Origin of the sequence: Mesorhizobium sp. B2-4-17 (assembly GCF_006441275.1) — a bacterium.
Taxonomy (GTDB): Bacteria; Pseudomonadota; Alphaproteobacteria; order Rhizobiales; family Rhizobiaceae; genus Mesorhizobium.
In genome coordinates this window covers 16,701-35,720 of the sequence record NZ_VFUX01000029.1, presented here as the reverse complement: position 1 = coordinate 35,720, position 19,020 = coordinate 16,701, and the positions used below count along the sequence as shown (strand labels likewise).

Sequence of the window (19,020 nt, the reverse complement as noted above, 5' to 3'; positions counted from 1 at the left end):
TTCGGCGAATTCGATTGGCTCAGCGCCGCCTCAGCAGGCTCTTCATCCGGTTGCGCAGCAGACGCGCCATGTTGCGAGTCTCGCGGTAGAGGTGCAGCTGCGAGGCGGCCTGGCGGGCGAGGCGGTCGGCGTCCGGCGTCAGCCCGATCACCAGTGTGCCGATCGGCTTGCGCTCGCTCCACAGCCTGCTCATCACCGGATGGTCGGGCACGGCGCAGGAATCGGTCATCATGATGTTGGGGTCGTCGAGATGCTGCCTGGTCACCTCGATCATCAGCAGCGTGCCGGGCGAATAGGTGGCAAGCGTCTCGTCATAGGCCGTCTTCCAGGTATAGGCGACGCCGGCCTCGACGAAGACGATCAGGCAGGCGATGGTGCGGCCGTCGAGCGTCAGCGAATGAATGCGGCACATGTCCTGTTCGGCGAGCCTGTGCACGGCCTCGCGGGCGAACGCGGCGCGGTAGCGGTCGATCGCCATGGCGGTGCGCTCGCGGCCCTTCCAGCCGGCCGCCTCCAGCGTCAGGAAGCTTTCGATTGCGTGGCGGATCTCTTCGGGACCGCGCGCCACGATGTGCTCCAGCCTGCCGAGGTCGGCAAGGCGTCGCTTCAGGCGGCGGAGCTCGCGATAATGGTGCGCGCGCAGTGAGGTCTTCAGATAGGCGTCGCCGTCGGCTTCGCTCTCCAGCACGGGGCGTGGGGTCTCACCGGTAGTGATCAGCGTCAGGCCGCGCGTCTCGGCCACCGTGCCAAGCAGGCTCGCCACCGGACCGTCCAGCCTGATGTCGGGCAGGACGAAGACTTTCGGCAGCTTGAGATGCGGGCGCGACAGCATCGAGAAGAAATCCTCGAGGACGCCGACCGGATCGTCGCGGTCGATCAGCGGCGTGCCAAGCGGGCCGAACAGGCTCGACCAGGTGCGCATGGCCGGCACGCCGAGCGGCACCACCGGCCGTTCCACCGAGAACGGCACCAGAAGGCGCAGCCGGTTGCGGTATTCGTCGCCGTCGCGGATCACCGCCAGGCGCACCTCGCGGTCCTCCAGCCGGGGCATGGCCGGCGCCAGGAAACGCGGGTTGAAGAAGACGTTCGGCTCGATCGTACGGGTACAGAGGTAATCCAGTTCCTCCACCAGGTCGAAGCCGGCCGACGCCGGATAGATGGCAAGCTTGCGCTCGGGCCGGTTGTTGGCAAGGATCTCGATATGGGCTGGGTCGGGGTCGCGCGCCAGCCCGGCAAGGCCCGACACCATGGCGCCGGCGGGGCCGCCGCTGGTTTCCTCGAGCAACGGGATGGCGGCCATCAGGTGGCTCCTTCGGCTGGCACGAAGATCGCCATGACGATGCCGAGCTTGCGCCAGACCGTGAAGGACAGCGCGCTGGCCTCGAAGATCATGGCAAAGGCGGTGGCCATGGCCGCGCCCCACAGGCCGAAAAGCGGGATCAGCACCACGTTGAGGCCGATGTTCAAGGCCAGCGTCATGGCATAGACGGCGGCGCAGATATTCTGGTTGCCGCTCATGGTGAGCAGGCTTTCACAAGGGCCGACGGCCGCCCGCGCCACGACGCCGAAGACAAGCAGGAACAGCAGCGGATAGCCTGTCGTGAATTCGGGGCCGAACAGCACCAGCATGGGTTCGCCGAGCGCCAGCACCAAGAGCGCCATCAGCAGCGAAGGCCAGAAGGTCCACGACACCGTCTCGCGGGCGAAAGCGGCGAGCTTTTCCGGCTCGCCATGGGTGAACTGCGCATAGCGCTGGGCAACACCCGCCTTGACGGCGAAATAGACGAAATGCACCAGCGCCAGCGTCTTCACGGTGGCGAAATAGACGGCAACGTCGTTGGGATCCATATAGGCGCCGACCATCAGCACGTCGGCGTTGGTGAGCAGGAAGAAGAACCCTTCGACCAGGAAGATCGGCAGCGAGACGATGAACCATTGCGCGAAATGCACCTTCATCGGCCCGGCCGGGATCTGCCTTTCCATGCGCTGGGTGACGCCGATCAACTGAGCGAGCGTGGTGACGTAGGTGGCGGCGATCGAGGCGAAGATCGCGGTTCTGGCATCAGGGGCGTAGCCGGCGAAGAGCATCAGCGCCATGAACAGCAGGATCAGCACCGGCCGCACCAGGTAGGTCGGCGACAGGGCAAACAGCGCCCAGCTGTTCGCCCTTGCCTGGCCTTGCAGCAGATCCGAGAGCGCGATCATCGGCAGGCAGATGACGCCAAGGATGAACGGTATCACGTAGTAGTTCTCGATCCAGGGCGCGGCCAGCCAGACGCCGAGCGCGCCGAGCCCGGCGATCATCGTCGAGGCAATCAGCACGAAGAGGCGACTGGCCACGACGATGCCGCGCAGTTCGTCCATCCGGCCGCGCTCGCGGTACTCGGGGATGAAGCGGATGACCGAGGTGTGGAAGCCGAGGCAGGCGAGATTGCCGACGATGACCATCGTCACCCAGACAAGCACGAAGATGCCGTACTCGAACGAGCCCATCCAGCGAGCCATCAGCACCTGGCTGACGAAGGCGATGACGGCGCTGACGATCCGGATCGAGAAGGCGATGACCGACATGCGGCCCGCCTCGCCGCGCTCGTCGGCGGTGAACAGGACGGCATCGATGCGGTCAAGCAGCGGCCCCACGCGCAGCGCCAAACGCTGCGGCAAGAACCGCCCGGCAGTCGTGGCCGCGGAAAAGCGCACCCCGATTACTCTCCGTTTTCCGCCTCTTTTTCGGACCTTGGTGTAGCGGAGACACCTTAAGAAAACGTGGGCGGAGAGCCTTCCTTCTCCCCGTCACTCCACGGGGAGAAGATGCCGGCAGGCGGATGAGGGGCGGCGCAAGCCTACGGAGATTGCGCTGATGGGCCGGGTGAGGAGAATTAGATTAACTATAGACGAAGCGGCTGGCGCAGTCCGGCATGTCATCTCCCGGGTGGGGACATGTGATAATCGCGGGACTTCGCGCCGCCCCTCATCCGCCCTTCGGGCACCTTCTCCCCGTACAGGGACGGGGAGAAGGAAAGCGCTGCGCCGTTATGCGAAGGCGCCGTGGCAGTGCTTGTATTTCTTGCCGGAACCGCAGGGGCAGGCCTCGTTGCGGCCGACCTTGCCCCAGGTGGCGGGGTTCTTCGGGTCGCGGTCTTCCGGGGCGACGATGGCGCTGGTCTCCTGGCGCACCAGAAGGGCAGTCTCACCGCCTTCGAAATCATTCTCGCCGGTGCTGCCGTCGATATGCGTGCCGAACATGTCGGGCGCTTCCGGAGGCGGGGCTTCGGCGGCCTGGCGGACCAGTTCGACGCGCATCAGCTGCGCGGTGACGGCCTGGCGCAGATTGCCGAGCATCGCCTGGAACAGCTCGAATGCCTCGCTCTTGTATTCCTGCAGCGGATCGCGCTGGGCGTAGCCGCGGAAGCCGACAACCGAGCGCAGATGGTCGAGATTGACGATGTGCTCGCGCCACAAATGGTCGAGCGTCTGCAACACGACCGAACGTTCGACATAGGTCATCACCTCGGGCCCGAAACGCTCGGCGCGCTCCTTGGCGGCGGCTTCGGCGGCAGCGGAAATGCGCTCGCGGATGTCGTCCTCGGCGATGCCTTCTTCCTTGGCCCACTCCTCGACCGGCAAGTCGAGATTGAGGAATTCGGCGACCTCTGCCTTCAGGCCAGCGACATCCCACTGCTCGGCATAGGCATTTTCGGGGATGGCCTTGGCGACGATCTCCTCGATGACGCCTTCGCGCATCTCGGTAATGGTTTCCGACAGGCCTTCGCCGTCCATCAGCTCGATGCGCTGTTCGAACACCACCTTGCGCTGGTCGTTCGAGACGTCGTCATATTTCAAGAGGTTCTTGCGGATGTCGAAGTTGCGCGCCTCGACCTTCTTCTGCGCCTTTTCCAGCGCCTTGTTGATCCAGGGATGGATGATCGCCTCGTCTTCCTTGAGGCCGAGCTTCTGCAGCATGCCGTCCATGCGCTCGGAGCCGAAGATGCGCATCAGGTCATCCTGCAGCGACAGGAAGAATTTCGAGCGGCCAGGGTCGCCCTGGCGGCCGGAGCGGCCGCGCAATTGGTTGTCGATACGGCGCGATTCATGGCGCTCGGTGGCGAGAACGTAGAGGCCGCCGGCGGCCAGCGCCTTTTCCTTCAGGCGCTCGACGTCGGCGTTGATTTCCCTTTCGCGTGCTTCGCGCTCGGGGCCCTCAGGCATGTCGCCCAGTTCCTCGGCGATGCGCATCTCGGCATTGCCGCCAAGCTTGATGTCGGTGCCGCGGCCGGCCATGTTGGTGGCGATGGTGATGGCGCCGGGCTTGCCGGCCTGGGCGACGATCGCCGCTTCACGCTCGTGGTGGCGGGCGTTCAGCACCTCGAAATCCTTAAAACCTTCCTTGCGCAGGCGCTCGGCGAGCTGCTCCGACTTCTCAATCGATGTCGTGCCGACCAGCGTCGGCTGGCCCTTGGCGCTGGCTTCGCGGATCTCCTTGACGATCGCCTTGTATTTCTCCTCGACCGTCCGGTAGACCTCGTCGTCCTCGTCCTTGCGGATGACCGGCAGGTTGGTCGGGATTTCGGTGACCTCGAGGCCGTAGATGTTGCCGAATTCCTCGGCCTCGGTCAGCGCCGTGCCTGTCATGCCGGAAAGCTTCTTGTAAAGGCGGAAGTAGTTCTGGAAGGTGACGGAAGCGAGCGTCTGGTTCTCCGGCTGGATCGCCACGTGCTCCTTGGCTTCGAGCGCCTGGTGCAGGCCTTCGGAATAGCGGCGACCGGGCATCATGCGGCCGGTGAACTCGTCGATGATGACGATCTCGCCGTTGCGCACGATATAGTCCTTGTCGCGCTGGAACAGCCGGTGCGCCTTCAGCGCATTGTTGACATGGTGGACGATGGCGACGTTCTCGACATCGTAGAGCGACTCGCCCTTCAGCAGGCCGGCATCGCGCAGCAGGTTCTCCAGCTTCTCGGTGCCTTCCTCGGTGAAGATCGAGGTCTTCTGCTTCTCGTCGATCTCATAATCCTGCGGCTGCAGCTGGATGATGAAGGTGTCGATGGTGTTGTACATTTCCGAACGATCCTCGAGCGGACCGGAAATGATCAGCGGCGTGCGCGCTTCGTCGACCAGGATGGAATCGACTTCGTCGACGATCGCGTAATTGTGGCCGCGCTGCACCATCTGGGCGCGCTCGTATTTCATGTTGTCGCGCAGGTAGTCGAAGCCGAGCTCGTTGTTGGTGGCGTAGGTGACGTCGGATGCGTAGGCGACGCGACGCTCCTCGTCGGACAGGCCGTGGACGATGACGCCGACCGAGAGGCCGAGGAATTTGTAGACGCGGCCCATCCATTCGGAGTCGCGCGTGGCGAGATAGTCGTTGACGGTGACGACATGGACGCCATTGCCGGCAAGCGCGTTGAGATAGACCGGCAACGTCGCGACCAGGGTCTTGCCTTCGCCGGTCCGCATTTCGGCGATGCCGCCATTGTGCAGCACCATGCCGCCGATCAGCTGGACGTCGAAGGGACGCATGCCCAGCACACGGCGCGCCGCCTCGCGGACGGTGGCGAAGGCCGGTACCAAAAGGTCGTCAAGGCTGGCGCCGTTGGCGATGTCCTGGCGGAATTTCTCCGTGCGGCCGGCAAGCTCGGCGTCGGAGAGCGCCCGCATCTCGTTTTCCATGGCGTTGATCGCCTCGACACGGGGCCGGGTCGATTTGACCCGACGGTCGTTGGAGGAACCGAAAACCTTACGGGCGAGACCGCCGAGACTGACCATTCAATGGCCCTTTCGATAGAATTCTCAATCTTGAGATGGGCGCCGGCCGGCCCCATCAAATCCGCGTGAACGCGCCGCCTGAATACGGGCAAACACAAAAAGCGCCCGGAAAACGGTTCTGGACGCCAAGTCGTTGGACAGATAAGAGGGGGCTCAACTGATGTCAACGCCGCGCTGGCCCTGGCGGTCGCGCCAAATTCCGCCACAATCTGGCTGATCTGGAACCCATCCTCCTTACAATCCTTCACCGGAGTCATTCCAATGCCCTTGTTGTTCCGCCGTGCGTCGCTTGCCAGCCTTGGCCTGGCCTTCGGCCTGTCGGCTCTTTGCCTCTCCCCGCTGATGGCCCAGGAGACCGCTCCTGCTGCTCCGGCCGACGCGGCGGCACCCGCGGCGAAGCCGGTCGATCCGAATGCCGTCGTCGCCACCGTCAATGGCCAATCGCTCACTGAAGCCGATCTGGTGCTTGCCGAAGGCGAGCTGTCGCAGCAATTCGCGCAACTGCCGCCCGAACAGCGCCGCGCCGCCGCACTCTCCGCTGCCATCGAGATCCGCGTCATGGCCGCCAAGGCCGTCACCGACGGTCTTGACAAGGATCCAGACTTCCAGCGCCGCATGGCCTTCCTGCAGCAGCGCGCCCTGCATGGCGAGATGGTCGAGAAGGGTGTTGTCGACAAGGTCACCGACGCTGAGGTTCGCGCCCGCTACGACCAGGAGATCGCCAACACGCCGCCGGTCAACGAGGTGCATGCCCGTCACATCCTCGTGAAGACGAAGGAAGAGGCCGAGGCCATCATCAAGCAGCTCGATGGCGGCGCCGATTTCCAGAAGCTCGCCAACGAGCACACCAGCGATCCTTCAGGCAAGTCCAATGGCGGCGACCTCGGCTGGTTCGGACCCGGCCAGATGGTGCCGGAGTTCGACAAGGCGGCCTTTGCGCTCGAGGTCGGCAAATACACCGAGCAGCCGGTGCAGTCGCAGTTCGGCTGGCATGTCATCAAGCTCGAGGACAAGCGCGCCAAGCAGCCGCCGGCTTTTGACGACGTCAAGGACCAGGCAAAGCAGGCCGTCATCCGCGACAAGTATTTCGCGCTGGTCAAGTCGCTGCGCGCGGGCGCCAAGGTCGAGATCCCCGACGCCAAGCTGAAGCAGGCCGTCGATACGCTGGAAAGCGGCAAGTAAGCCTTAAAGGCTTTTTCAAAAGGGGCGCGGCAGCGAAGCTTGCCCCGCCCTTTGTTTATTGGGCGGCCGCTATGCCTTTCAGGAGATAGCGGACCACCGTGCGGATCGTTGCCTCGGGCTCGTCGAGCCGGTTGGTCAGGAGATGCCGCCAGGCATAGGAAGCCAGCAGGTCGGCGACCACGGCCGGATCGATGTCGCCCGCGACCTCACCTCTTGCCTTGGCGCGCTCGATGATCTGACCGGTGTGGGCGCGGCGCCCGCCGGCATAGCCGGCAAGGGCCGCGGCCGCGGCTTCATCCGACTGCGCCTCGGCAATCAGCGACCTGAACACGCTGCCCGACGATGTCTCGCGCCAGTGGAAGAACAGGTTCTGCAGGAAGCCGACGAGATCCTCTTCCAGATTTCCGGTATCGGGAACGTCGACGCGCTTCTGGCGCTGATAGACTTCGAGCAGCAGCGCGGCCTTGCTTGGCCACCAGCGATAGATCGTCGGTTTGCCGGCGCGGGCGCGCCGCGCCACCGCCTCGATCGAAAAGCCGGCATAGCCGGCCTCGACAAGCACTGCCTCGGCGGCCTCCAGAATGGCATCTGCACTGTCAGGATTGCGCCGCGCACCGATCGATTTGCGCGCCGTATCCGCCTCCTCGGCCATTCCTGTCGTCCTCGGTTCAATTCCCGGCGATGATAAGTGATCCGGCGATGAAACGAAACGACCCGTTTTTTAGCGTGAGAGCGCGTCCGTGATCAGGACGCCGGTCCTCACATCGCCTGCGATGTCTCCGGCACGATGCGCCATCCCTCATCGGTCGTGAATGGAGCGGGTTTCCCGCCCCGCAGGCGTGGCGAAAACGCCCTTGCGCCGGCGCGCCGTATCGGGCAAACCGGCCTTCCCCTTGCGATTTTCCCGCCCGAGGTTGCCATGTCCACCACGATTTCACCGCTTGCGCCGAAGAAATACCCCAAGATGCCTGTCGTCGAAGGGGTGCGCATCGCCACCGCCGAAGCAGGGATAAAGTACAAGAACCGCACCGATCTTCTGGCGATGGTCTTCGACGCGGGCACCACGGTCGCCGGCGTGTTCACGAAGTCGAAATGCCCCTCGGCACCGGTCGATTTCTGCCGGCAGAACCTTGGCGCCGGCAAGGCCCGGGTGCTGGTCGTCAATTCCGGCAATGCCAACGCCTTCACAGGCAAGAAGGGCCGCGAATCCACCGCGCTGACCGGCGAGGCGGCGGCCAAGGCGGCCGGCTGCACGGCGGGCGAGGTTTTCCTGGCCTCGACCGGTGTTATCGGCGAGCCGCTCGACACAACCAAGTTCAGTCATCTGCTCGCCGGGTTGGTCAGCGACGGCAAGCCGGACCTGTGGACCGAGGCGGCAAAGGCCATCATGACCACGGACACCTATCTGAAGGTGGCGACGCAGACGGTCAAGCTCGGCGACACCGACGTCATCATCAACGGCATTTCCAAGGGGGCCGGCATGATCGCGCCTGACATGGCGACGATGCTTTCCTTCATCGCGACCGACGCGCCGATCGCCGCACCGGTGCTGCAGGATCTGTTATCGCGCGGCACGGCCAAGACCTTCAATGCGGTGACCGTCGACAGCGATACGTCGACCAGCGACACGCTGCTGCTCTTTGCCACCGGCAAGGCCGCGAAGCGCGGCGCGCCAGAGATCACCGACCCTAGGGATGCCCGGCTCGGCGCGTTCCGTCGGGCGCTCGGCAAGGTGCTGAAGTCGCTGGCGCTGCAGGTGGTGCGCGACGGCGAGGGCGCGCGCAAGCAGGTCGAAGTTACCGTCACCGGCGCGAAATCGGCCCGCTCGGCCAAGCGGATCGCGCTGTCGATCGCCAATTCGCCGCTGGTCAAGACCGCGGTTGCCGGCGAGGATGCCAATTGGGGCCGCGTCGTCATGGCCGTCGGCAAGGCCGGCGAGCCCGCCGACCGCGACCGGCTGTCGATCTGGTTCGGCGACAACCGGCTGGCCCATGAGGGCGAGCGCGACCCGGCCTATTCGGAAGAAAAGACCTCGGCCTACATGAAGCGCGACGATATCCGCATCCGCGCCGACATCGGCATCGGCCGCGGCAAGGCGACGGTGTGGACCTGCGATCTCACCAAGGAATATGTCGCCATCAACGGCGACTACCGGAGCTGATCGCCTTGGTCTCGCGCCATCCGGCAAGCATGCTCGCAACCGTGCGCCGCTACGAAGCGGCCGGCTTTCGCGCGTGGCCGGCGGCCGCCGTCCACTATGACGGCACCTGGGTGGTGCGGCTGACCGCCGGCCACCCGGCCAAGCGGCTGAATTCGGTCAATCCGCTCGATCCCGGCGACACCCAGCACATCGCAGACCGCATCGGCCGCGCCAGCCGCCGCTTCGATGCCTATGGCCGGCCGCTGACGTTCCGCATGTCGCCACTGTCGGGTCCCGATCTGGCCAGCCATCTCGACAAGGAGGGCTGGAGCCGGTTCGACGAATCGCTGGTCATGCGGCTGTCGCTGGCTGATGCCCATCTCGACGCCGCCATGGATCAGATTCCGCTCAAGGACATCAGCCGCTTCATCGGCGCGTCGCTCAAGGTCAGCGGCTCCGACGTTTCGCTGCGGCCTGGCCTGTCGGAGATCATCGGCGCCATCCAGCCGAAGGCCGGGCTGTTCGCCCTCGAGGATGAAGCGGAGCCGCTGGCGACGCTGATCTGCGTGCATGATGGCGATCTCGCCGGACTGTTCGAGGTCGCCACCGACAAGTCGGCGCGCAACAAGGGGCACGGCCGCAACTTGATCCTGTCGGCGCTGAAATGGGCACGGCTGCGCGGCGCGCGGGAAGCGTGGCTGCAGGTCGAGGCGGGCAATGCGCCGGCGCTGGCGCTCTACCGCACGCTCGGCTTCGAGGAAGTCTATCGCTATCACTACCGCCGGCCGCCCGGCCATGAATGATCTGGTCGATCCCGGCAAGCGCCTGCTCCTGGTTGCTGCCTGTGCTCTGGTCGACACCGACGGTCGCGTGCTTTTGGCGCAGCGGCCGCAAGGCAAGCAGCTTGCCGGCCTGTGGGAGTTTCCCGGCGGCAAGGTCGAGCCCGGCGAGACGCCGGAACAATGCATCATCCGCGAACTGCATGAGGAGATCGGCATCGAGACCGAGATCCCGTGTCTGGCGCCGCTCACCTTCGCCAGCCATTCCTATGACGACTTCCATCTCCTGATGCCGCTGTTTGTCTGCCGCCGCTTCCGCGGCATCGCCCAGCCCAGGGAAGGGCAGGCACTGAAATGGGTGCGGCCAAAGCAGATGCGCGACTACCCGATGCCGCCGGCCGACGCGCCGCTGATTCCGTTCCTCATCGATCTCCTCTGAGGATCGGTGAACTGATCGGTACCACGGTCCATGTCAGCCGGCGTTAATGGAAGATTTATCTCATCATGAAAAATTGATGCATGGCCGTATTTGTCGCGGTCGCCGCCGAATCGCAGGGAGCGATAGCATGAGCCTGGACAGGGATTGGGATTCGATCCGGCCCGACCGCGGCTTCCGTGCCGCCGATGCCGGGATGGGCATCTTGCGCGTCACGTTGCTGTTCGGATCGGCCGCGGTGGCGCTGGCGCTGATCGCGACGCCTTTCCTCGACAGTCAGACGCGCTCGCAGTCGGCTCGCGACGGTTTTCCCGGTCTCGACATGACGGCCACCGGTTCGATCAGCCATCGCAGCACCTATACGGTGCGCCGCAGCGTGCTGCAGCCGGAGCCCGGTTCGGTCTGCATCATCGGGTCGGACGGCAAGACCAGCGGCGACTGTTGAGATGGTTAAGACATTTTCACGGGAGCGGCTGTTTCACCGCCTGTTAAGCCTTTGCTATTAACCTTTCTTAACAGATCGGCGGTAAGGTCCTGGCAACGGGGATCGAGGCCATGAAAACAGTGCTGCTGCGTTTTCTGAAGGACGACACCGGCGCCACCGCCGTCGAATACGCCCTGATCGTCACCGTGCTGTCCCTGACCATCATCGGCGGCATCGGCCAGGTCTTCAACTCGATTACCTGGCTGTTCAGCGACAACACCAGCCGGCTTGCGAACGCCTTCGCGCCTTGACCCTGGCTGTCCGCGCGGCGGACAGATCAATGCCCTTCAGGTCCTTCCAGCACAGCCTTCAGCGAGACCTTGGCTGAACCAGGCTTCAGCGGTTTTGGCTGTGACGCATCGGGTGCCCAGCCGGACATCCAGACCATCGAGAAACTTGCCCGGATCCGACCGTCGGGGTCGGAAAAACGCTCGGCGTAGATTTCCGCGGCGCGGGCAAACAGCCTGCGAAGGCCCGGTCGCCGGCTGCGATCGGCCAGTGCGCTGGTTTCGCCCATGGCGCGCAGATCGGCCATCAGGGCAAACAGGTTGGCATAGCGCACCGTCACCGTCTCGACGTCGGCGACCGGCAGGGCGAGACCGGCGCGCTGCAGCAGCGCACCGGCGTCGCGCACATCGGTGAACGGGATGACGCGCGGGCTGGCACCGCCGTAAAGCTCGGTCTCGGCCGCAAGCAGGCTTTCGCGCAGCTCGCCGAGCGTACCTGCACCGGCAAAGGCACCGAGGAAAAGCCCATCCGGCCGCAGCGCGCGGCGGATCTGGATCAGCATGCCGGGGATGTCGTTCATCGCCTGCAAGGACAGAAGCGACACGGCCAGATCGAGACTTTGCGGTTCGAACGGCACGGTCTCCAGGGGCGCGATCAAGCCGACACTGCCGATGAGGAAGGCGGCGTCTGTCTCGACGCGGACGATGTCCCCAACCTTGCCGCTCGCGGCTAGAACGTCGGCTGCCGCCGGCGTCTGGCAAAACAGCACCGCCGCCTTGCCGAACCGGCGTTCGACCGCACCCAACCGGTCGGCAAGGTCCTCGGCGGCACGGTTCATCAGGAAATCGGCGCCGTCGACAGGATGAGCAAGCGCGCGCCGCTTATGCGCCAGCCATAGTGAGGTATCCATTATAGGCTGCAAGGGGCGGATCCTTGTTTGTCCCTGCCCTGATATGGTTGGGCACTGATCTAGTTGGTATGCACTGATCTAGTTGGTATAATGGCATGCAGGTGGCCGATCCGATGTCCAAGATCAAGTCCATCGACATCAGGAGCCTGGCCCGATCGGCTCTCGGCTGGCCGTCGCGCATCCTGTTTCCGCCCGTCTGCGCCGGCTGCCGCCGGCATGTCTCGCAGCCCGGCGTACTGTGCGGCGCCTGCTGGCCGAAGCTCAGGCTGCTGGAACGGCCCTGGTGCCCGGTGATGGGCACGCCATTCATCCACCATATGGGCGAGGGCTTTCTGTCGGCCGAGGCGATCGCCGATCCACCGCCCTTCGAGCGAGCACGGGCGGCCGTCGCCTATTCGGGCGTGGCTCGTCAGATGGTGCAAGGCCTGAAATACCAGGACCGTACCGATCTCGCGCCTTGGATGGCGCGCTGGATGGTGCGCGCGGGCGCCGATCTCATTGCCGAGGCCGATGTGGTTGTTCCGGTGCCGCTACACTGGCGGCGCTTTTTCAGGCGGCGTTTCAACCAGTCGGCGGAATTGGGGCGCGCGGTTTGCGAACTCAGCGGGCTGTCCTTCGCGCCCTCCGCCATGCGGCGCGTGAAACTCACCCGCCAGCAGGTCGGGCTGGAGCGACAGGAACGCGAGGAGAATGTGCAGACCGCGTTTCGTGTGCCGGCGGAAGCGGAAATCGAGATTACCGGCCGCAGGGTGCTTCTGATCGATGATGTCTACACCACGGGTGCCACCGTGCGTGCCGCCACCAAGGCGCTGAAAAGAGGAGGTGCGGCCGCCGTCGACGTGCTGACCTTTGCCCGCGTGCTGCCGGGGGACTTCCGGGCGGATGAGTCCGTGACTATATAAGTCGGCAACAGAGAACGGAAACGCCATGGCCGATGTCACCATCTACACCCGCATGATGTGCGGCTACTGCACGGCAGCCAAGCGGCTGCTGGAGCGCAAGGGCGTCGCCTATACTGAGCATGACGCCTCGTTTTCGCCGGAACTGCGCCAGGAGATGATTTCGCGCGCTCATGGGCGTACGACCTTTCCGCAGATTTTCATCGGCGACAGGCATGTCGGCGGCTGCGACGACCTCCATGATCTGGAGGCCGAAGGCCGGCTGGACAAACTGCTCGCCAACGGCACGACGATTTGAGGGTATGATCATGGATGTTTTCAAGGCCGCGGCGATCCAGATGCGCTCAGGCGAAAGTCCTGAGCGCAATGCGGTCGATCTCGAACGGTTGGTGCGTGAAGCGGCGGCGCAAAATGCCACCTACATCCAGACGCCTGAAATGACCGGGGCGCTGATCCGCGACAAGGAAGCGCGTGCCGCCTCCTTTACCTCTGAGGACAAAGACATCGTCGTCGCGACCGCGCGCGGACTGGCGCGCGAACTCGGCGTCTACCTGCATATCGGCTCGACCGCCATCCTGCGCGCCGACGGCAAGCTCGCCAACCGGGCGCTGTTGTTTGGCCCGGACGGCACCACGCTTGCCACCTATGACAAGATCCACATGTTCGACGTCGATCTCGACAATGGCGAGAGCTGGCGCGAATCCGCCTCCTATGAACCAGGCACCGAGGCCGTCGTGACCGAGATCGCGGGCGCGAAATTGGGTTTTGCGGTTTGCTACGATCTGCGGTTTCCGCAGCTGTTCCGTGCCGAGGCGATGGCGGGCGCCGACCTTTTGACCGTGCCCGCGGCCTTTACCCGTCAGACGGGCGAGGCACACTGGCACGTGCTGCTGAGGGCCCGCGCCATCGAGAACGGCGCCTTTGTCGTCGCCGCCGCGCAAGGCGGCCTGCACGAGGACGGCCGCGAGACTTATGGCCATTCGCTGATCGTCGATCCGTGGGGGCGCATCCTGGCGGAAGCCGCGCATGACGAGCCTGATGTGATCGTCGCCGAGATCGACCCGGCGCGGTCGCTTGCGGCGCGCAAGAAGATCCCGAACCTCAGAAATGCGCGGGATTTCACCATCAACGCCGGCGCAATGGAGGCGCCGCGTCTCAGGGGTGCCGCCTCTTGATCCGCTTTTCCCTCATCTGCGAAAACGAGCACGAGTTCGAGGGCTGGTTTCGCAGCAATAACGATTTCGACACCCAGAAGAAGCGCGGTTTTGTCGATTGTCCCAGCTGCGGCTCGCACAAGGTGCAGAAGGCCCTGATGGCGCCCGCCGTCTCGACCGCCCGCAAGCAGGAAACCATTGCGCTGGCCATGGGCGAGGCGCAGAAGCAGGCCGTGGCGCAACTGAAGGCGATGGCCGAGAAGGTGCGCGAGAATGCCGACTATGTCGGCGACAAGTTCGCCGAGGAAGCGCGAAAAATCCACTTTGGCGAGACCGACCCGCGCGGCATCTATGGTGAAGCGACGCTGGAAGAGGCCAAGAGCCTGGCCGAGGACGGCGTCGATTTCATGCCGATCCCGGTATTTCCGGACGATCGCAACTGAATGATCAACTCACGTTGCCGATCAGCTTCTCGAGCAGGCTCGAAAGCGTCTCCTGCTCGGCCTTCGTCAGGCCCGAAAGAATCTCGTGTTCATTGGCCACATGGGCGGTGACAGCCTCGTCGATCAGCGCGAGACCTTTTTCAGTCAATTGAACAACAACCCCGCGCCGGTCGCTGGGGTGCGGCGCGCGCTGGATCAGTCCGGCCTTCTCCAGCCGGTCGAGCCTGGCGGTCATGGCACCGGAGGTCACCATCGTCGCCTCATAGAGTTCGGTTGGGGTCAGCGTATAAGGCTGGCCGGAGCGGCGCAGCGTCGCGAGCACATCAAATTCCCCCGATTGGAGTCCGAAGCGGGCAAAAACCGGCGCAAGGCGGTCACGCGCGATCAGCGAGGACGCCTCGTTCAGCCGGCCGATCACACCCATCGGCGACACGTCGAGATCCGGCCGTTCCCGCCGCCACTGTTCGATGGCCTTCGCTGCTCTATCCATATATCTCACCATCAAATATCTTGACGCTAAGAATCTTTTCATTATCTTATCGCAAGATATCCCGGCGGCCAAGCGCTGCCATCAACGACGGGACCGTCCGATGAAATTTCTCTGGGATTCGGCGCTCGGCCTGCTGGTGGTCACCGGCGGCCTGCTTGGCCTGACATTGCCCTTCGGCAAGCTCGCCACGGCGGCCGGCGTGCCGGCCATGGTCTGGGCCTTCATCATTTCGCTCGGCGCCGGCGGCGTGCTTTTGTGCGCATTGCTGCTCAGCAGGCAAAAGATCCGGCTGACGGCGCACAAGCTGCGCTATTTCTTCGTCACTGCGGCGGTGTCCTACGCGTTTCCCAATCTCCTGATGTTTTCAGCCATCCCGCATCTCGGCGCCGGCTATACGGGCATCATGTTCACGCTTTCGCCCGTCGTCACGCTGGTGTTCTCGATCCTGCTCGGTGTCCGGCGCCCCAATATGCTCGGCATATCAGGCATTGCCGTCGGCTTCATCGGTGCGGTGATGGTGGCTCTTACGCGCGGCGAGGCCGGCCAGCCGGCCGACTATTTCTGGGTGGCCGTCGGGCTGCTCATTCCGATCAGCCTCGCCGCCGGCAACATCTACCGCACCGTCGACTGGCCGGAAGGCACCGGCCCGATCGAGCTTGCCGTCGGCAGCCATCTGGCGTCGGCGACGCTATTGCTCGCCGGCATTCTCGCTCTGTTCGGCTTCAGGGCTTTCGCCCCGCTCGGCGGTGTGCCGCTGGTGGTCGTCGCGCAAGTCGCATCCGCATCGGCGATGTTCGCCTTCTTCTTCCGGCTACAGGCCGTCGGCGGCCCGGTCTATCTCAGCCAGATCGGCTATGTGGCGGCCGCGGTCGGGCTGTTTGCCGGCACGGTCTTCCTTGGCGAGCACTACCAGCTGCTGACCTGGGCCGGCGCCGTCATCATCACCGCCGGCGTGTTCATCACCACCAGGGCGCAGAGCCAGACCAGCATGAGAGCGCAGGGCCAGGCCGCCTAAACGTCTTCACCCTTGCCGCCATACTGGCGAGGCGGCTCCCGTCCGCTCGATGCCGAATCGAGAGACAGGATCAGACCGATCCCTTTTCCGCCAGCACCATGTAGTTGACGTCCATGTCCTTCGATCGCGACCAGCGGTCGGCAAGCGGGTTGTAGGTGACGCCGGTGCGGTCGATGACAGTCAGGCCGGCGCCGCCAAGCGCCTTTTCCAGTTCTTCCGGGCGCACCAGCTTGCCGAATTGGTGGGTGCCGCGTGGCAGCCAGCGCAGCACGTACTCAGCGCCGATGATGGCCAGCCCCAGCGCCTTCAGCGTACGGTTGATGGTGGCCACGAACATGATGCCGCCGGGCCGGACCATCTGCCCGCATTTGGCGACGAACAGGTCGATGTCGGCGACATGCTCAACCACTTCCATGTTCAGGATGACGTCGAATGTCTCGCCGGCGTCGGCGAGGTCCTCGGCCGTCGTGGCGCGATAGTCGACGCTCACATTGCCTTCGGCGGCATGCAGTTTTGCCACTTCGATGTTCGTTTCCGAGGCATCCGCTCCCACCACTTCGGCGCCAAGCCGCGCCATCGGCTCGCACAAAAGGCCGCCGCCGCAGCCGATGTCGAGGATGCGCAGGCCTTCGAACGGCCGTGCCGCGCGCGGGTCACGGCCGAAGCGCGCCGCGATCTGGTCGCGGATATAGGACAGCCGGACCGGATTGAATTTGTGCAGCGGACGAAACTTGCCGTTCGGGTTCCACCATTCGGCGGCAAGGGCGGAAAAGCGTTCCACTTCTCCGGCATCGATCGTCGATCGTCGGGGCTCTGGCATCGGTTGGTCTCCTCGACACTACAGCGCCGCGCGTCCTTCGGATGCGCAAAGGACGCTGTAGCACTTTGATTCTGCGCATGATCCTTTTCCGAAACCGAAGTCGATTTCGGGGTCATGCGCTAGGAAGTCGGGCGTGAGGCCTCGAATGTCAAGGCAACATTTTCTCCCTGCTGTCAGGGCCCGCCTACTTCGTGTCCAGCACGTCGCGCAGCTTCGCGGCCAGTTGCTCGATGGTGAACGGCTTGGCCAGGAAATGCACGTCATGGTCGAGCACACCGTTGTGGACGACGGCATTCCTGGTGAAGCCGGTGGTGAAGATGACTTTCAGCCCGGGCTGTTGCGCGACCGCTTCCTCGGCAAGCTTGCGACCGTTCATCACCGGCATGACGATATCCGTGAAAAGCAGGGCGATGCCAGGCGTCGCGGCCAGCTTCTGAAGAGCCTCCGGGCCGCTTCCGGCCTGGATGACAGTGTAGCCGAGTTCGCGCATGGTGTCCGTTGTGGCGGCTCGCACGCGGGCGTCATCCTCGACCACGAGGATTGTCTCGGTGACCTTGGAGACGCTCTTGCCACGCTCAGCGGGCGCGGCCGGCTCCTCGGGGCCGAAGAACCGTGGCAGGTAGATCGTGATCGTCGTGCCTTCGCCCGGTTCGGAGTAGATATTGACGTGGCCGCCTGACTGTTTGACGAAGCCGAACACCTGGCTCAGCCCCAGTCCCGTGCCTTTGTTGACTGGCTTGGTGGTGAAGAAGGGTTCGAAGGCCTTGGCAATGACCTCCGGTGACATGCCGGCACCGGTGTCGGTCACCGCGATCATCACATATTGGCCCGGAGCGACTTCGGCATGCGTCGAGGCATAGGCCTCGTCGAGGTAGCTGTTGGCGGTCTCTATGGTCAACTTGCCGTCATTATCCATGGCATCGCGGGCGTTGACGGCCAGGTTGAGGATCGCGTTCTCGATCTGGCTGGGATCGGCGTGAGTTTTCCACAGGCCACCCGCCAGCACCGTTTCGATGCGTATGCCCTCGCCCAGAGCCCGGCGCAGGAGGTCGGACATGCCAGTCACCAGCCGGTTGGCATCGACGACCTGCGGCGCCAGCGGCTGCAGACGGGAGAAGGCAAGCAGCCGCGAGGTCAAGTTGGCGGCGCGGCTGGCCGCATCCGTCGCGGCCTCGATGAATTTCTCGATGTCGTTCTCGCCTCGCTTCAGCTTGCGCTGGGCAAGGTTCATGGCACTGAGGATCACCGCCAGCATGTTGTTGAAATCATGGGCGATGCCGCCGGTCAGCTGCCCCACGGCCTCCATCTTCTGCATCTGGCGTATTTGGGATTCGGCCTTTTCACGCGTCTGGATCTCGTTGCCAAGTTCGATGTTCTTGCGCATGAGCTCTTCCTGAGCGGTGGCGACCTCGCGGAAGCGGCGGCGGGATTCGCGAATGGTGTAGGCGCCGAGCAGGAAGATCGCGGTGAGCGCCGCCAGCGAACCGATGCGCAGCCACGCCTCGACCCGGTCCGTGTGCTCGTCGCGCGCAGCGATGTCGGCGGCGTCGATGCGCCGGATCATATCCATGTTGGTCCGGATTTCGTCCATGGCGGACTTGCCCTGGCCGCTGCGGAACCTTTGCAGCGCTCCGGCCGCGTCGCCCTTGTCGTACAGGGCGATGGTTTCGGCCAGTTCAGCCTGCTGTCGCGAAAGCTCGTCCTTGATATGACTGATCTGCTGGACGAAAGGGCTGTCCGAAGCCGCCATGGCGTCGATGCGGGAGAGCTGCCCCGGAATTGCATCGACCGCCTTCCGGTAGGGTTCGAGATAGGCTCTCTCGCCGGTCAAGAGATAGCCGCGCCGACCGCTCTCGGCGTCCTGCGCCAGCGAAAGCAGGCCGGAGAGCAATTGCTGATACTCAATTGTGGCGCGCGCGGCGGCACGATTGGCCCTCTGGCTTTCGACGAGCATGGCGCGGGAGCCGACGATCAGCGCCAGCACCGCGAAACCGGTGACAATTGGAAACGTTTGCCATCGCATGGCACGTCGAAGACGAGCAATCATCTGTTCTGCCGAACCAAAAGGAATTCCCGCGGGCAGCATTTGGTAAGCGGCGGCAGCCTGCAAGGCAATATGCCGTCTTCTTGAAGCCGGCAATCCGCGTCCAGCCTTGCGAAACCGAAAGCATTTGGCTAAGGAGGCCGCGCATTCAGCGGCCGGCGCAGCCGGACGTGTCTTTCCGCTTTTCGGGATTCCGCTTTCTGGGTTGGGGTCCGGCTTCAGTCAAAGGC

19 protein-coding genes are annotated in these 19,020 nt (G+C 64.2%); 11 read left to right on the top strand and 8 right to left on the bottom strand.

The window, feature by feature from the left end:
- Window positions 1-19: 19 nt before the first annotated feature.
- From FJ548_RS22160 to secA, 3 genes are all read right to left on the bottom strand, one after another.
- Complete coding sequence (locus tag FJ548_RS22160; RefSeq protein ID WP_140610543.1) at window positions 20-1,300, bottom strand: GNAT family N-acetyltransferase; 1,281 nt, start codon at window positions 1,298-1,300, stop codon at window positions 20-22.
- Window positions 1,300-2,700, bottom strand: a complete 1,401-nt coding sequence (locus tag FJ548_RS22155; protein WP_140778975.1) for a lipopolysaccharide biosynthesis protein — start codon at window positions 2,698-2,700, stop codon at window positions 1,300-1,302. Before FJ548_RS22155 ends, FJ548_RS22160 begins: the two co-directional genes overlap by 1 nt.
- Window positions 2,701-3,033: 333 nt before the next feature.
- Window positions 3,034-5,766 (bottom strand): preprotein translocase subunit SecA, encoded by a 2,733-nt coding sequence (gene secA, locus FJ548_RS22150; RefSeq protein ID WP_140778974.1) that lies wholly within the window; start codon window positions 5,764-5,766, stop codon window positions 3,034-3,036.
- A gap of 261 nt (window positions 5,767-6,027) precedes the next feature.
- Between secA and FJ548_RS22145 the strand changes: the two genes are divergently transcribed.
- Entirely contained in the window at window positions 6,028-6,948 is a 921-nt protein-coding gene (locus tag FJ548_RS22145) for a peptidylprolyl isomerase (protein WP_140691790.1), read from the top strand.
- A gap of 55 nt (window positions 6,949-7,003) precedes the next feature.
- On the opposite strand, the gene FJ548_RS22140 is transcribed toward FJ548_RS22145, so the two are convergent.
- Window positions 7,004-7,600, bottom strand: coding sequence for a TetR/AcrR family transcriptional regulator (locus FJ548_RS22140; RefSeq protein WP_140778973.1), 597 nt, complete (start codon window positions 7,598-7,600; stop codon window positions 7,004-7,006).
- A gap of 267 nt (window positions 7,601-7,867) precedes the next feature.
- Between FJ548_RS22140 and argJ the strand changes: the two genes are divergently transcribed.
- From argJ to FJ548_RS22115, 5 genes are all read left to right on the top strand, one after another.
- A complete protein-coding gene (gene argJ / locus FJ548_RS22135) occupies window positions 7,868-9,109 on the top strand; it encodes a bifunctional glutamate N-acetyltransferase/amino-acid acetyltransferase ArgJ (RefSeq protein ID WP_140778972.1) in 1,242 nt (413 codons plus the stop codon).
- Window positions 9,110-9,138: 29 nt separating this feature from the next.
- Complete coding sequence (locus FJ548_RS22130; protein WP_140778971.1) at window positions 9,139-9,891, top strand: GNAT family N-acetyltransferase; 753 nt, start codon at window positions 9,139-9,141, stop codon at window positions 9,889-9,891.
- Window positions 9,884-10,306: a (deoxy)nucleoside triphosphate pyrophosphohydrolase gene (locus FJ548_RS22125; RefSeq protein WP_140691797.1), complete on the top strand. Its 423-nt coding sequence runs from the start codon at window positions 9,884-9,886 to the stop codon at window positions 10,304-10,306. Before FJ548_RS22130 ends, FJ548_RS22125 begins: the two co-directional genes overlap by 8 nt.
- Window positions 10,307-10,433: 127 nt before the next feature.
- Window positions 10,434-10,748, top strand: coding sequence for a hypothetical protein (locus FJ548_RS22120; protein ID WP_140691799.1), 315 nt, complete (start codon window positions 10,434-10,436; stop codon window positions 10,746-10,748).
- Window positions 10,749-10,858: 110 nt separating this feature from the next.
- On the top strand, window positions 10,859-11,038 hold the full coding sequence (locus FJ548_RS22115) for a Flp family type IVb pilin (protein ID WP_140691801.1): 180 nt from the start codon (window positions 10,859-10,861) through the stop codon (window positions 11,036-11,038).
- A gap of 26 nt (window positions 11,039-11,064) precedes the next feature.
- On the opposite strand, the gene FJ548_RS22110 is transcribed toward FJ548_RS22115, so the two are convergent.
- Entirely contained in the window at window positions 11,065-11,937 is an 873-nt protein-coding gene (locus tag FJ548_RS22110) for a methyltransferase domain-containing protein (RefSeq protein WP_140778970.1), read from the bottom strand.
- 89 nt (window positions 11,938-12,026) lie between these two features.
- Here FJ548_RS22110 and FJ548_RS22105 point away from each other — a divergent pair, with 89 nt between their 5' ends.
- Genes FJ548_RS22105 through FJ548_RS22090 form a run of 4 tightly spaced genes read left to right on the top strand, consistent with a single transcriptional unit; the run spans window position 12,027 to window position 14,421 of the window.
- Entirely contained in the window at window positions 12,027-12,827 is an 801-nt protein-coding gene (locus FJ548_RS22105) for a ComF family protein (protein WP_140692074.1), read from the top strand.
- Window positions 12,828-12,852: 25 nt separating this feature from the next.
- Window positions 12,853-13,122, top strand: coding sequence for a glutaredoxin 3 (gene grxC, locus FJ548_RS22100; RefSeq protein WP_140691806.1), 270 nt, complete (start codon window positions 12,853-12,855; stop codon window positions 13,120-13,122).
- Window positions 13,123-13,132: 10 nt separating this feature from the next.
- Entirely contained in the window at window positions 13,133-13,999 is an 867-nt protein-coding gene (locus tag FJ548_RS22095) for a carbon-nitrogen hydrolase family protein (protein ID WP_140778969.1), read from the top strand.
- A complete protein-coding gene (locus FJ548_RS22090) occupies window positions 13,996-14,421 on the top strand; it encodes a DUF1178 family protein (RefSeq protein WP_140610556.1) in 426 nt (141 codons plus the stop codon). Before FJ548_RS22095 ends, FJ548_RS22090 begins: the two co-directional genes overlap by 4 nt.
- A gap of 4 nt (window positions 14,422-14,425) precedes the next feature.
- Here the strand turns inward: FJ548_RS22090 and FJ548_RS22085 are convergent, their stop codons facing one another.
- Window positions 14,426-14,911, bottom strand: coding sequence for a MarR family transcriptional regulator (locus FJ548_RS22085; protein WP_140610557.1), 486 nt, complete (start codon window positions 14,909-14,911; stop codon window positions 14,426-14,428).
- 100 nt (window positions 14,912-15,011) lie between these two features.
- On the opposite strand from FJ548_RS22085, the gene FJ548_RS22080 reads away from it, so the two are divergent.
- Window positions 15,012-15,926 carry a DMT family transporter gene (locus FJ548_RS22080; protein ID WP_140778968.1) on the top strand — a complete coding sequence of 305 codons (915 nt, stop codon included), beginning with the start codon at window positions 15,012-15,014 and terminating at the stop codon, window positions 15,924-15,926.
- A gap of 70 nt (window positions 15,927-15,996) precedes the next feature.
- On the opposite strand, the gene ubiG is transcribed toward FJ548_RS22080, so the two are convergent.
- Window positions 15,997-16,746, bottom strand: coding sequence for a bifunctional 2-polyprenyl-6-hydroxyphenol methylase/3-demethylubiquinol 3-O-methyltransferase UbiG (gene ubiG, locus FJ548_RS22075; RefSeq protein WP_140610559.1), 750 nt, complete (start codon window positions 16,744-16,746; stop codon window positions 15,997-15,999).
- A 184-nt stretch (window positions 16,747-16,930) separates the two neighbouring features.
- The gene (locus FJ548_RS22070) at window positions 16,931-18,769 is read right to left on the bottom strand and encodes a CHASE3 domain-containing protein (protein ID WP_140778967.1); all 1,839 of its coding nucleotides are present in this window, start codon (window positions 18,767-18,769) and stop codon (window positions 16,931-16,933) included.
- Window positions 18,770-19,020 lie beyond the last annotated feature (251 nt).